Below are 15,085 nucleotides of genomic sequence, written 5' to 3'. Positions count from 1 at the left end.
ATGATCTTTCGTTTATTTCATATCCCGATAGTCATTTTCCTGATAGAGCGGGAGCTGATTGACGCTATTGTCGGTTTCAATTCCATTACCAGGCGTTGGATGACCTGCTCCCGGCGCATTGCGATATTCACGAATGCCGGGTGAACTGATATTCTTTGCGTCGACGCCATACCAACCCAGCGCGGCCCCCATGTTGAAGGCTCCCCGGTTTCGGAAATGCCGGGTGTTAAGGGCTTCAGGTCTAAAACCGATTTGGGTATCCTTGGCCCCCAGCGTTTTCGTTAGGCCTGTATAGGTAGCAGATTCGCGTTCCATATAGGCCGAAGGGCTATCATACTCAGGCCAGTCTTCGGCCGTTTTTTTCAATGCATACGACAAGGCAGACTGCATAACTGACTTGGCATCGGCGGCGTCTTTCAAGAGAAAGAACTGATATTTGTCATATGAGAATTCCGGGAATTCACTCATGCCGGATATCGTCAAGCGTTCATCGGCAAAGGCCGCGTGCAGGCTTTGAAGAATAATCCGGCTTGCCAGATGAATATTATGACTGGTTTCAATTGTTGGAATTTCCGTGCCAGGATGATTGAGTTTGGGTTGTTTCAATTTCATCTGGCCCGCTTCAAGCTGGCCTATAAAAGTTTTCGACCACTTTTTCAGGTTTTCCTTTTGAATTTTTGAGGGATCCGCATCACCGTCGTCCTTTTTCTCTTCATGAAGACCTAAGAGAAAGGTATCGCTTTCAGCCAGGCTAACATCAAGGTTGTCATCAGAAAGTCTTGCGGCGATATGCCGGTTCAGGCTTTCCAGCCAATGGTAAAAAAGAACATGACCTTTATGCAGGCCCCGTAAATCGTTGCCGCGATAGTTACCTCTCATCCCGTTCCAGCTATTGATAAGACTGATCGCCTTTATTGTCTGTTCATCAAGCCTTTGCGATTGAACCTCAAGGTATGTAAGAAATGGTTTGAACGCAAAGTAATTGACGTCCATCCGTTGTAAGCGGCCGTTAAAATCCAATAATGCTTCCAACGTCCATGGCTCCGCCCGGCCCTGCATTTCCTGCTCCAGAATGAAGACGCGATCGTAGGGCGTGTAGCTGTCGTAATCCAGATCCGTGTCCGGCATATTGATAAACGGCTTTTGGTTCCAGTTGGCAATATACTGAATACGCGCGTTGCTTGCTGTCGGAGCTTGATCCTGATCCAATGAAAGCTTATGGAACGTCGTTACGGGATTATATTTCCCATGCAGGATCCAGCCGCCATCATTTTCCCAACCATCAAAGGGCGAAAACGGTGCGGGCAGGCGCGGATCGTAGTCTGGATAATATTGCCATTCTTTCGGATCGTGGCTCTTGAAGGATGTCCCTTTTTTTTGGGGAAGCGCACCGACAAGCCGATATCCGATGCTACCATCCTTGTGGGCGGCAGACAGGTTGAAATTGCCAGCGACACCATCTAGAGAACGGTTCCACTCGTTGAGGTTTTTCGCCTGTGTCGCTTTTAACCAATTTTGGATTGTTTTTGCGGTAAGCCCTTGCCAGTTATAACGTAGAATGTATGCCGTTGCGGTTTTCCCACCAGCATTTTCATCGACCGTAAGAACGGGCCAGCCTGTATTCCCGAGTGTGTAAATATTTTGCAGTTCCTTTTTAAACAACCTCTGATATGTACTGGCGACCTTTTGGAATTCTTTGAGGTCGTTTCCTTCCAGAATTGGAAGGAAGGGATGTCCTTGAAAAGACCAGTTTTCATCGCTTCTCTTTCTTTCAAGTGACACACAGAAGACATCTGAAACGTCTGCGTTTCCTGCTGTCAAACCAAACGCCATTGTCTCGTTGTGACCCTGCCAAAAATTCAATGTCCCGACAAAACCGCTTCCGGAAAATCGAAACGGATCATCTTCCTGATTGCTGGTCAACGAGACTTGATAGGTGTGGCTTGGATCTGGTGCCGGTACTTGGGGCCCGTTATACAGGAGGCTGTTTATATTACCGGAGTTTTCCTGAGAAATGACCCACCAGTTGCTCGCGTTCATGGCAAAGGGCGCTTCGGTCTTATGAGAAGCCAATCTTACGGCTTCCTCAAGCCGACCATTTAAAGTTTCCGGATTTTGAATTTCACAGCCATTTATCGAATAGCCTTTGCCAATCACCCGGGTGTTTTCAATTAGCGCCTGATGATACTGGCGCCTCTGCTTCGCTGCTATCTCAACATGATCAGCGGTTGTCGGCAGGGTTGTCTTTGCTGTTTCAAGAAGGGCCCACTTCACAGAGTTGAACTTTTGAACCGCAACCTGCGTATTTTGATTGTTCTGGTCGATAAGAGACTTTAGCAAAGTGAGGTTTTTCATCTCGGTGTTACGAAGTGAAAATTCATGCATTACCCGAAGCTGGAAAAGTGCCATGCTGTCGATCGCTGACCAGGGGGTATAAAAATCGGCATGTTTTTTTTCGTCTTTTCCAAACAATACTGACTGGAATTTGCCGTTTAAAAACGCCACCTCTTGGGGCGGTACTTGTTTGTCCGGACCAAACTCCGCGACGAGCAGGTTGCTGAGGTTCTCTGACGTAATACAATCTGCACTGAGATCATCCTGTTGGGCGCTTGTAGGTAACAGAAGGGATTTGAAAGCTTCGATGCCCTTGGCAAAACAGGTCAGCTTTTCCTGCATTCCATAGCCACCGGGCAGATCTGAGAGTTCCTGCTTTAAAGTGTTGCGTAAGTCTGGAAATAAATGTTTTCTGCGCCAGTTGCGCGTTTGCCGGCTAACCAGTGTATCGGATTCTGCCAGAAATTTTTCATCCGTAAGCAGATTTCCGTAGGCTTCCTGTCTTAGAATTTCAAGTTGAAGCAGGCGATCGCGTGCCTGCATGAAACCATAAGAGAACCACATTTCCAATGTGTCGTCAGTTTCAATCGCCGGGACACCAAATTCATCTCGGGAGACTTTGTAGGATGCTGTCGCGGCGGAATTCCAGCCCATTAATATAGCCAATGCAGTGCACGCTAATATGCTCCTTTTTAGCAAGTTTTTTTTCATTTGAGATACCTTTGTCTGTAACAATCTAATTTTGTTGATGTTTACTAAGACAGCGCAACCAGGCCTTTCGTGAAATCGTATGATTTTTAAATGGGTTCCTCACAGACTCTGCTCTTCCTGCGTTCTCCTTTTAATGAAAGCCGTCTTTTGAGACGCGAGCGAACTACATTCAGCTTGAAAAAGGTGCACGTATAATGAAACGAACGGAAACTCTGCCCTGCAGATTTAAAGCTCTGATCAAGGCAATGCTGTTGTCAGCTGGCCTTTCCTGTCTGGTGATGGGTACTGGGGTTTATGCAAACACAACCCAAACGGTGACTGCCGAAACAATTTTGGATTTTGAACCCAGTCTCATCGGAAAAAAGCTTGATGAAGAACTCTCGCTGATCTTAAAACTTCGCCCACACATTAAATTACCGCCTGAACAAGGCTCTACCCTTGAGCGAGAAGACGCCCAGTTTTATGTGACTGTCGACCGGTATCGTGGAATGCCAGAAGCTCGTTTTCCAATCGGTATCGCACCGGGCACCAACGGCCTGCAACCGGATCTAAAGATCCGTATTGCGAAATCCGAAGTCGATCAGAACGCCGGATTTGAAGTTGCACTGACCCATCCTGAAAGCATTACTCAGTGTGGTCAGGGGGGAAAATACTGTCTTGGCAACGTGCCATTGATACCAGTAACCGGGGCGAAGTCTGGGACTTTGTATTCTTTACCCAATGATCCGCGTATTCTCTTGCAGAAATCTGATGTGGGTTTTCTGCTGAAGGATGGGAATGGGCTGCGTCAATATTATACGGCACCAACTATGGATACGCTGGAAACAGGGCCGTGGGAAATTAACACTATTTTTGACCGGTTTGAAAATTTTGTTTTATACCGGTATGACGCAAAAACAGGTGCCATCAGTACAATTTACTATGGTCAGGATAAGGCCGAAAAGCGGAACCTGCGTGCGGTTCATTTAACCTATGATGACAAAAATCCAGAGCGGCTTATTGGCCTTACAAGTTCTGTCGCTGAAAAACTGGTGCGGGCCTATCAATTGACATATTCCCGGTCAGGGATGCTTTCCACACTCAGTGAATGCGCCCAGGGAGAAGGTAAATCGCTTTCTTGCTTCGCGCCTTATGAATTTTCCTGGACCAAAGAAGGGGGCCTTTTGTCAGCCGTTCAAAATGGCCGGGGCGGGGAAACAGAGTTTACTTATGGCAAAACCAAGTCCGGCCCAGTTCTTTCTTCCCTTGTTCTGAAAGATCAGGGACGTTTTATGGGGGTAGAAAATTATCTGTTTGAAAAGCCTCAGATTAAGGAGGGAAAAAGAGTAGGGTTTGGTTTGGCCAAAAGCTATCCGGCTGATGGCGGGATTGGGTCCTTAACGGAGTTTGGAGAAGGGGAAACTGCGGGCATACTTGTGAAAGAAACAGTTGCTGATGTTACTTTTGAAGACGGTGACCCAGCCCCTGTTTTCCAGCCCTTATCTGATGAAACTTATGTCTATGCACCGCACAAAGCGGCACATGTAACCAGTACACTCCTGAAGGAAACGATTGCGCAGCAATACAATCCGTCAGGGCAGATAACAACGATGCTTACTCACAAACGTAAGTATGATGCCAAAGGCAGGATCGTTTCAATCACGACAGAGGAGGGAGAGCATTCTTTCACCTATCTGGATCAGGTCGCACTTCGTCCTGTGGCGGAAGATGCAGGCAATCTGTTGGTGTCACGCCAGTTCAAATCCGCTGAGACTTCAGAGGTTTCAACCAAGGAATGGGCTTACCGCTTCGACGGTGATCTGTTAACCGGGTCAACCATTACCGGAACCCGTGCGGGGCAAGTATTGGAAAATAAGACATCCTCTCAAGAGCTGGACAGACACGGAAATATTATTGTTGCCCGTCAGGGAAATACTGAAACACGCATTAAATATGATGATGCTTTTAAAACATTTCCGGTTTCCGTGGAAATGCAGGAAGGGAAAACATTAACATCGGCGTTCTTGGAATATGATGCAGGGACGGGACGGGTTATCAAAGAGGTCTTGCCCAATGGGTCTAGAACTCAGCTGATCCTGGATGCGGCGGGCCTTGAGGTCGGGCAGCGCGTTGACATCGCGGACCCGCGAAAAGCATCGTCTTCAAAGGTGTCAATTGTAAAGGAAGTCACGAAAGAGACCCTGGCAAACGGTTATTTGCGTGTTCTGAATAATGTCAAAATGTTCTCTGAGGATGATCAACTCCTGCTTACCAAACGGGCTGAAAAAGTAACAGACAGTTTGGGACGTGTTGTGAAAATATCGGGTCAGGAGATCGGGCCGGACGGGACACAGCGCTCCGAAAGCTACCTTGAGAATGCCTATTCTCCGCAAGGGCAGGTCACCAGAGTAATGGATGAAGCCGGTCGCTTTCAGGAGATAACGTATAATCGGGAAGGGAAAATTATACGTGAGGTTAAGGAAGGGTATGGCGATACGTCTTTTGACTATAACAAACAGGGCCTTGTTTCCGAGATAAGCCGGGCGGATGAAACTCTCTTTTTGGAGTATGACGACCAGAACAGACTTAAACGCAAAACCCTACCCAATCGGAAATTCTATGAATTTACCTATTCAAACCAACACCCGCAGAAAATTGGAAAGGCCATTTTACCTGAGGGGCATGAAGTTGAGTTCTTATACTCGACCAAAGGCCTTGTAACGGAAAAAACCGTACGCTTTCCTGTTTCTGATGAAGAGTTTCTGAGCTTTACACTGCTTTATGACTATCAGAATGATCAGTTGAAGACAGTAACCTATCCCGATGGTTCTAAAATTAGTTACACCTATGAGGGAAGCCGTCTTGCCCGGATCAACTGGTTGGAGCAGGCGCCGGATGGATGGGGACGCCTGGATAAACCGATCATTGAATATCGTCCTGAAATTTCTGAAGACGGGACAAAGAAGCTAAGCCGTTTTCTTGGCAATGAGGTTGTCGAAACTTATCAGTGGGGGAACGACGGTAAAATAACGGAAATTGTTACATACCGCGGTGAACAGGACCCGGAACAGGTTTTTTCGCGGCTCGCGTATGATTTCAAGCCCGGCACGGATTTGGTATCCGAAGAAAATCGTTACTTGAAAGAACGCAAGACCGTTCGTCATGCCAAACGGGACTATACCTATACAGAAGATCAACGTCTAAAGACCTATAAGGACACAATCGATGGGCGCGTCGTTGCACGTCAATCGTTCGACCGGTTTAACCATCGCACCGAAATCCGTCAGCGGGACCCTGAAAGCGTCAATGTGTCTGGGCAGGAAACCGGCATAAATTATGACAAATTTGGCAATATCAATCAACTTACGCGACGCGGTGAAGTCAGAGAATTTCTATTCGATATTGAAAATAATCTTCTGAAAAGCAACCTTCGTTCTGGCGGTGTATCAGCGGTGACTGAGTTCGTTTATGATCATACAGGACAGCGGTTAGAAAAACGGGCTGAAGAAGGATCCACTACCTTTTACGTTGATCCTTTTTATGAGGTATCGCTCTTAGACGAGGGTCGTATGCAGGCGACCCGGTATGTTTGGGACTATATGGGTCGTGTTGCGGCCTTTACCAAAATACTGGAAGAGGATGATTTTGCTGGTTTTGCGCCTGCTTCTGGAAATGAAACACATGGGACTTTTCAGCATCAGTTGAGCACCCTTATTGATAAAGCGATTGCAGCAGGAAGCAGCCATTTGAACACTGGATTGATGATGTTGCTCGGCATTTTTTCAATTGCGATATTTTCTCTGGCAGTTTTCGAAAGAGTTACCGATCGGTCGAACAGGGTCGTCTTCCCTATGTCTTCATCCCGTAGAAACCCGGCTATGACGATTGTGTCTTCTTTCGTAATGGCGTCCTTTCTCATGGCAATTTTAACGCCAGCGGCCCACGCGGCGTTGGAAGGGGGGGACGGAACTCCTAAAGCAGCTCATTCGGTTTATTTTCACTATGATATTCGCGGCAGTGTGATTTCTGTGTCTGACGAAGCAGGTCATCAGACTGCGTCGGTCTTTTATCATCCATACGGAATGATCCAGGATAACGGCCTGACTGGCGGTAATAATAATTTCCGGTTCAAGTTTGCGGGGCTCGAATATGACACGGAAACCCAGCTGATAAATGGGGGCGCCCGTTTGCTTGACCCGACGATCGGTAAATATTTGAGCATTGATCCTGCCCGCGCGACTAAAGACGCCTATGCGTACACCAGTGGCGACCCGGTCAATTTTGTTGACCGTGATGGTCGGATGGAAAGTCCAACATATGCCATGGATATTGAGGCAGGACGATCTGCACTCCCATCCCGGCCTGATCCAATTCTTCAGGGCGTAGAGCTTGAAGTAAAATCCAACGCGTCCGATGGATCCCTTGAAGAACAGGCTATGGCGGATCCGCAGATTGTTCGCTTGAGAGAAGTGTCCCTTAGTGATGACGGAGGTGACGTTTTGCCGGCACCTGAAAATTGGGTGCGTTATCCAAGTTTCTGGAGTTGGACCTTTGGCATCCTGCCGGGCGCACAGGCACCGGAAGTGGGCCCTGCGCCCGTGGGTGACGAGCCGGACGCGCAGGATAAGGCTGCCTATGATCGAATTGCACAATCGGGTTACATGCAAGGGTGGACGCGAACGGGGGGCTATTTGCAAAGTTTGCTTGGGTCGGCCTTGCTCGCATGGTGGTTCCCGACGTCGTATACATTTTCCGATGGGAACGTGGTGACACCAGGCTTTTTCAAGGATCTGGGCTTATACGCGATGACTGTTACGGCCTTCTCGGCATATGGAAAGGGGTATACAGCGAACGAAGCGTACTATTGGAAAGGAATTGCTGAACGAGGTGCGACAAGCAAAGACTACTTATCAGCCTCCCTGCGTCGCATGTTCTGGAAAGTATCGGTTCAATTGGTTGCTTTCACGGCAATCACGTATCTGGCGCGCTGGGCCCGTGGGTTCCCAATGGTTTCGGACGGAATGAATGATTTTGGTGAAGAAATCGGTTGGAGACTGCTTCGCACCTTTGTGTTTAGTTTCCTCGGCTCTGCGGCTCTTCTGCCCTATTATCTTATGACGAAGGCACCAAACCCAACTTACGACCAGAATATGACGGAGGAGGATCTCGCCGCAATGCCGTGGTGGCGTCGGACGATCATCAAAGCCTCGATCGCCTATCGTAAATTTAATGCCAGAGGTGGGTTTTTTGCGAGGCATTTTGAGCCTGGTTCATGGAATGCACGTTTGCAGTCCCTATGGTATCCTGCCTATGTTATGCAGATGTATGCGTGGTATCTTGTTGGATCCGCAGGATATTATGGCGGCCTTGCGGCTATTTTTCCGGCACTTCCCAATCATGACTGGGCCGATTTTCGAACGGCTTGGTTGCGAAACCTGGCGCTGATAATATTGGCGCCTGCGGCCAGTCCATTGGCCTATATCAACGCCTGGAGCCGAAAATCGTTTACGATCATTAAGCAGCGTAGTTCCGCAAATCCAAGAACAAGTGGCTTCTGGTTCCGCGCTCTAGGACCGGTGCAGGGACTGCGGTTGGCAAAATTTGATGACAGAGCCTTTTTGCCAACGGATGAGTGGATGGCAATCCTGAGGCAGCATGAAGTGCAATGGGATGGACAGTATGGGCACTCAGATGCCGGTTCAGATGCGGAAGTGTCTTCGGATGGAGGCCAAGGTCCTGGCGTTGAACGGAGCGGTGAAAATTCGGAGTCTGAATCGGTCACACAGCCTGTTAGCGAAAGTCGGCACTCTTCAGAATGGTCGGATCGGGCGGAAGGGCCCGCGATAGAACGTCCTTCTGTCCCGGGGACCATTGACTAAACCGACTTCTGTTCTTTGGTCTAAATATAAAAAGGGCGGCATCGAATTTGCCGCCCTTTTTTTATGATAAAGAACTTTTGTTGCCATTCGCTATGTCAATACGATAAACCTAAAAGAAAAGGACAGGGACAACAAAGATGCGTCAGTTTTTTGAGCGACTATTGGTCGGTCGATCCGGATATAATACCATTTCCAAGCATGCGGTCGGGTTCGATCGATTTGTGGGGCTGTTGACGATTTTTGCAGCAGCGCTTTTGGGATTTGGCGTGGCTGCCCCTCTGGTCACGTTGAACGGATATCTTGGGCTGGATGGTCAGTATTCTCTGGTCATTGCTGCCATGGAATTGGTTAAGACCGGGCATGGTGCCTATAGTGTCGGATTGCTGGTGTTGTTTGTTGTTATTCCCGTTTTAAGCATCTCGACGGTTTTTGACCTTTGGTACAAGCATGAGCTTCATAGTGATAAATTGCAAAAATTGATCCCACGGGCGAAAACCTGTGGCCGGTTATGGTTCTTCGTAATGATGGCAGTGATTGCAGGCATCTATTATTCGAGAACGTTATTGAACGACACAGTTTTGCATGTCGCTGTATATTATCTTTTGATCAGCATTATTTTGCAAAAACTAACCTTGGCACGGGTCACCAGACTGCTTGCGTCCATCAAGTTTGTTGAAGAAAAAGATTAGGCCGCGAGAACGCGGCCTATAAGTCTGAAAAGCCCTAGCGGCTCAACTCTTTCATGGCATCTTCAAGCCCGCCGATGGTCAGAGGGTACATGCGGTCTGTCATGAGTTGTTTGACCATTTGCACAGAAGGTGTGTAGTCCCAATATTTTTCAGGAACCGGATTTAGCCAAACCGCTTTATGATAGATGTTAAGCATTCTTTCCATCCAGACCTGTCCAGGCTCTTCATTCCAATGTTCAACACTGCCCCCGGCATAGGCGATTTCATACGGGGACATCGTGGCGTCGCCGACGATAATCAGTTTGTAGTCAGCCGGATAGGTGTGAAGGACATCCCATGTGGCTTTAAAGTCTGCATGGCGACGCTTGTTATCTTTCCAAAGCTTTTCGTAAACGCAGTTGTGGAAGTAATAAAATTCCAGGTGCTTGAACTCAGTACGGGCAGCAGAAAACAGTTCCTCGCAGGCTTTAATATGATCGTCCATAGAACCACCGATATCAAACAGGATAAGGACCTTGACCGTATTGTGGCGTTCCGGGCGCATTTTGAGGTCCAGAAAACCTGCATTGCGAGCTGTTGACCGGATGGTGTCATCCAGATCCAGCTCGTCAGCGGCGCCTTCGCGGGCAAATTGACGCAGTCGTTTCATCGCGACTTTAATATTTCGGGTGCCCAGTTCGACATCCGCATCCAGGTTTTTGTATTCCCGTTTATCCCAGACCTTTACCGCGCGACGATGACGGCTTTCCTTCTGTCCGATACGGACCCCTTCAGGATTATAACCATAAGCACCAAACGGGGAGCGACCAGCCGTTCCAATCCATTTGTTGCCACCCTGATGGCGTTTTTCCTGTTCCTTCAAGCGCTCCTGAAGGGTTTCCATTAGTTTTTCCCACCCGCCAAGGGCTTCAACCTGTGCCTTCTCTTCGTCTGTTAGCGAGAGTTCAGCCAGTTTTTTCAGCCATTCATCAGGAATTTCAACAGTTTGATCATCGCCGATAAATTCAATGCCATTAAAACAATGGCCAAAAACCTGATCAAATTTGTCCAGGTTCTTTTCGTCTTTCACCAAGGTTGTCCGGGCCAGAAAATAAAAGTCGTTCACAGAATATTCTGCGCAGCCCGCTTTTAATGCTTCGATCAACGTCAGGTATTCCCGCAAGGTGACGGGAATTTTCGCGTCCTTTAGAGTGAAAAAGAATTTCACAAACATGGGAACGACCTCCGCTTAGCGTTGCTCACGCCGGGAAAGGAATGCCAGGCGTTCGAACAAGTGAACGTCCTGTTCGTTTTTCAACAATGCTCCATGAAGCGGCGGAATAAGTTTCGATGGATCTTTTGATTTCAGAATGTCTTCTGGCAGATCCTCGCTCATCAGAAGTTTGAGCCAATCAAGCAATTCACTTGTTGACGGTTTTTTCTTCAGGCCAGGCGTTTCGCGTACGTCAAAGAATACCTGCAGTGCATCCCGCACAAGTTCCTGTTTTGCATCCGGATGATGAACATCAACAATGCGTTCCATGGTTTCAGCATCCGGGAAGCTGATATAATGGAAGAAGCAGCGGCGTAAAAAGGCGTCTGGCAATTCTTTTTCATTATTGGATGTGATGATCACCAAAGGCCGTTGTTCCGCCTTGATCGTTTCCTGTGTTTCATAAACAAAGAACTCCATCCGATCGAGTTCCTGCAGCAGATCGTTTGGAAATTCAATGTCAGCTTTATCAATTTCGTCAATCAGCAGGACAGGGCTTTCATCAGCGGTAAAGGCTTCCCAAAGTTTGCCCGGGCGGATGTAATTTTTAATATCATGTACTTTATCATCCCCTAACTGAGAATCTCTTAAGCGGGAAACTGCGTCATACTCGTACAGACCCTGCTGGGCTTTAGTTGTGGATTTAATGTTCCATTCAATAAATTTTTTGCCGAGTGATTTTGCGACTTCCTGAGCCAAAACGGTTTTACCAGTGCCCGGCTCTCCTTTAATAAGAAGGGGGCGCTGCAAAGTAATAGCAGCATTGACCGCAATCATAAGGTCTTCAGTCGCAACGTAATTGTCTGTACCTTGGAATTTCATCTTGTACTCTCAGTTTGCTTTTTGTTTTTCTGAGCGCTAACGATAGCGCCTGACTTTGCTATGGAAAGTAGGCAATCAGGTTGGAATGATCAAGCAAATTGACAAAAAGTCAACAACGACCCCAAAGTTTGGGGTCATTGTTATCCTCAAACAAAATTCAGATTAGAGGGCGGCTTTTTGGATTTCAGGTGGTTTGCCTTTAAAATCTGCTGGTATCGTTCGTCTGTTGGTCTTTTTAAGCCGGATTGTGCAGGTATTGTCCAAGTCAACCGAAATATACTGCCCCGATTTTGAGAAGTTGATTAGCGCGAAATTTGCGTCTCCAATAGGTTTTTCAAATCGCATCTTTTGAGTGGCAGGAATAATGCCTTCCCCCTGGAAGTCACCCATGCTTTGGGTTGCAAATACATTTCTGATTTCAAACAGCAACTTGATCCTTTCGTCTTTGACGTGGGCGCCAACGGTTACCGAGGCCGGCCAACTCCCAATTGTATGTACGCAACCAAGGCCTTCATACCCTGTCCAATATCCTTGCATCTGTTTCAGAGCCTTGGCATTCAAAGGTTGAATTCCTGGAACCTTTGGGGCCGCCTCCTGATGAGCGGGTGCTTGCTGGAAAGAACGGGTTGTTTGTTTCGGCGGAACTGTTCCTGGAGCTGTAATCGTGACAGTTTGAAGGTTAATTTCACATTGCTCAGTTAATTTGATGAAAATACTATTCTGTTGTCGGTTAATAGAAACAAACGCTTTTTCAACAGATGAAAACGGGCGTTCGAAGACGACTAAATCAGTCGGAGGGATCGGTAATTCCCCATTAAAAACTTCTGGCGACATGTCACCAACGTTTTTTAAAAGTAGTCCTAAAGAAATCTTACCGTCTTTAATGCTTGCGTCCGCTAATATTTCGGCAGGGCGTGTATTGTGATAAACGCATCCATAGGGACTGCGTCCCCGCCAAATGGTTGGGGAGGCCGGCATAGTCTGTTGAACGCTGATTTTTTCGGCGGGTTGTAAATCGGCGGGTTGTAAAGAGGTGAGCGATGCAGGCGTTGGCTGTGCCTTGATTTTGGCATTGCTGGGATCAAATTCCTTGGAAATTCTGGTTCGTGGGGACCGCTTTAATTTGACCTCGCAATTGTTATCAAACACTGCGCTTATCCAACGGCTTGAATTATTCATATTGATATCAAGTTTCTGGATCGTTTGATAGGGTTCCAGAAAGGTGATTGTCTTTGAAGAAGGTATCTTTGCTTCTGCATAGTAGGGCGGTGCCTTGCCAGCCTGAATAGACGCCGTGTTGATTTCAATCTTGAGATTGTCTGCTTCAATTTCACCTTTAATGGTAACTTCAGAGGCGCGACCAGAAACATCAATACAGCCATGACCGGCATACCCCATCCAGTTACCCTGAAGCTTTTTAAGCTCAGGGTTGTTGGAAGGTGGAGAAACAGCGGCTCGTTGGATCCCTGATGGCGAAACAAGAGTATTTGCGACCGGAACTTGACCGGGTGATAGAGGTATCTGGTGGCCTGGCAGCAGGGTCATTGGTATTGAAATCGTTTCTGGATAACGAAAAGCAGCGCCGGATGCAGCATCAACAGCGATGCCAACGAGTCCGCCAATCAGAACATTGCCCAAAGTCATTTCTTCAAATTTTTCGGAAATCAATTCTTCGGCTTTTTCGTAGCTTGCTTTTTGACATTCCACACGGAGGCTACCGCCTCCGCGAGTAACGGTCGCAAATCCAGGTGTATTGCTGACTGTCCAGTTCCCTTTGTCGTTGGTTAGGGTGCAGTTGGCATCTTCAACATCAATGGTTTCTACGTAAATCTCCTGAGTGGTTCCCTTTGTAACAGACGAACAGGCGCCAAGACCAAACGAAAGGACCAACAAGGCGCAGAAAGGAAAAAGGTTTCTTAAAATCATCGTATTGCCGTTTCTTAGCATTTTTTTACTTTATCGTGTGTTTTAGGCTCAGTGATAACCTGAGGGTTTTTATATTACAATTTAATAACACTTTCGGTGGTGGTCGTGAAGTGGAAGTTTTTGTGACCGTTGACAACTGGCCCGTTCAGGCAGAAGCTGGAAAGAAAAGAAAGAATTTCTGTCTATGAACAATGATAACCGTTCAGTGTCTGTGCGACGTCGCGCCTTTTATATTTTTATCATTAGTGCGATCCTCTTTGGTCTAGGCCAGTTTCACCGGTTGTCCGGAGCGGTTACTCTGCCTCCTGTGGCTTCGGACCTTGGAATCTCTGTGGATAGTTTGGGGTTTCTTGCGGCGGTGTTATTTTTTACATCCGCTGTGTTGCAGGTGCCGAACGGAATGCTTCTGGATAGGTTCGGTTCTCGGAAAGTAATGCCTGTTTATGTTGGTTTTGCGATTTTGGGATGTGTCATTCTTTCCTATGCCACGTCTTATGAAGAATTGTTGATTTCCAGAATGCTGCTTGGGGGCGGGTTCTCTATCACAATGATGTCAGCCTATGTCCTGTTTGCGAAATGGTATCCGGTTGACCGATTTGCGACGGTGGCTTCATGGATGATGGCAGCCTCCAGCATTGGCAGCATTCTGGCGTCCTATCCATTAGCATTTTTCATTGAAGAATTCGGATGGCGTCCAGCCTATTTGATCGTGGCGTTATTTACGCTAGTTGCTGTTGTTGCCGGCATGCTGATCATTCAGGATGAACCCGAAGGCTATGAACGAGACGCCCAGCAGCCGACATCAATCGGTGAGAGCGTTAGGGGGTATGTTTCGGTTATCGTTTATCCCCGGTTCTTTTTCTTGCTGGCAATGGGCTTTGTTGCATTTGGGCCTGCCACGGCCATTCTTGGTATGTGGGGTGGTCCGTTTCTGGAGCAGGCTTATGGTCTGGACGGCGTGCAACGCGGCGAGATACTACTTTTAATGGTTCTTGCAGTTCCTGCTGGTGCCTTGTTCTTTGGTTGGGTTGAGAGAAATACAGAAAGCCGCAAGAAGATCGTTATCGTGTCGGTGCTAGCCGAAATACTGGCCTTTCTATTGTTGGGCCTTTTGGATGGATTACCACTGTGGTCGATTTGTATTTTATTTACTTCAATCGGTTTTTTGCAGCAGCATTATGTCGTTCTGGCAGCTCATTGCCGCGCAACATTTCCCGATTATATGGTAGGGCGGGCGAACTCAACCCTTAATCTGACCAGTATTTTAGGGGTTGGTTTCATGCAGTCTATGTTTGGCTGGGGATTAGCTTTCTATCCCACTACCGGGTATCAAATTTCCTTTGTCAGCATTGCCATCGTTCTGGGAATCGCGGCTCTTCTTTACCTTGCGTCTGTCGATCCAATGAAACAGACCGTTACTCCAACATCATAGTATTCACACATTTGTGATTTAAATCGCAAGAAAATGACTGTGTGCATATGAGTATTTCTTT

The 15,085-nt window shown here is 47.4% G+C and carries 7 protein-coding genes; 3 read left to right on the top strand and 4 right to left on the bottom strand.

What is annotated here, in order from left to right; genetic code table 11:
* Nucleotides 1-12: 12 nt before the first annotated feature.
* On the bottom strand, nucleotides 13-2,988 hold the full coding sequence (locus tag OIR97_RS13435; protein ID WP_169542779.1) for a penicillin acylase family protein: 2,976 nt from the start codon (nucleotides 2,986-2,988) through the stop codon (nucleotides 13-15).
* Nucleotides 2,989-3,239: 251 nt separating this feature from the next.
* Between OIR97_RS13435 and OIR97_RS13430 the strand changes: the two genes are divergently transcribed.
* Nucleotides 3,240-8,903: an RHS repeat-associated core domain-containing protein gene (locus tag OIR97_RS13430; protein ID WP_169542778.1), complete on the top strand. Its 5,664-nt coding sequence runs from the start codon at nucleotides 3,240-3,242 to the stop codon at nucleotides 8,901-8,903.
* A gap of 137 nt (nucleotides 8,904-9,040) precedes the next feature.
* On the top strand, nucleotides 9,041-9,592 hold the full coding sequence (locus tag OIR97_RS13425; protein ID WP_169542777.1) for a hypothetical protein: 552 nt from the start codon (nucleotides 9,041-9,043) through the stop codon (nucleotides 9,590-9,592).
* A gap of 34 nt (nucleotides 9,593-9,626) precedes the next feature.
* On the opposite strand, the gene OIR97_RS13420 is transcribed toward OIR97_RS13425, so the two are convergent.
* The 3 genes from OIR97_RS13420 to OIR97_RS13410 all read right to left on the bottom strand — a co-directional run bounded on the left by OIR97_RS13420 (nucleotide 9,627) and on the right by OIR97_RS13410 (nucleotide 13,592).
* Nucleotides 9,627-10,805 (bottom strand): vWA domain-containing protein, encoded by a 1,179-nt coding sequence (locus OIR97_RS13420; protein ID WP_169542776.1) that lies wholly within the window; start codon nucleotides 10,803-10,805, stop codon nucleotides 9,627-9,629.
* A gap of 15 nt (nucleotides 10,806-10,820) precedes the next feature.
* Nucleotides 10,821-11,666, bottom strand: coding sequence for an AAA family ATPase (locus OIR97_RS13415; RefSeq protein ID WP_169542775.1), 846 nt, complete (start codon nucleotides 11,664-11,666; stop codon nucleotides 10,821-10,823).
* A 162-nt stretch (nucleotides 11,667-11,828) separates the two neighbouring features.
* Complete coding sequence (locus OIR97_RS13410) at nucleotides 11,829-13,592, bottom strand: hypothetical protein (protein ID WP_169542774.1); 1,764 nt, start codon at nucleotides 13,590-13,592, stop codon at nucleotides 11,829-11,831.
* A 184-nt stretch (nucleotides 13,593-13,776) separates the two neighbouring features.
* On the opposite strand from OIR97_RS13410, the gene OIR97_RS13405 reads away from it, so the two are divergent.
* Complete coding sequence (locus OIR97_RS13405; RefSeq protein WP_169542773.1) at nucleotides 13,777-15,024, top strand: MFS transporter; 1,248 nt, start codon at nucleotides 13,777-13,779, stop codon at nucleotides 15,022-15,024.
* Nucleotides 15,025-15,085: the final 61 nt, after the last annotated feature.

Source organism: Sneathiella aquimaris (assembly GCF_026409565.1).
GTDB classification, from domain to species: domain Bacteria; phylum Pseudomonadota; class Alphaproteobacteria; order Sneathiellales; family Sneathiellaceae; genus Sneathiella; species Sneathiella aquimaris.
Note: the sequence above shows the minus strand (reverse complement) of the source record. Positions and strands in the feature narration are given on the sequence as shown.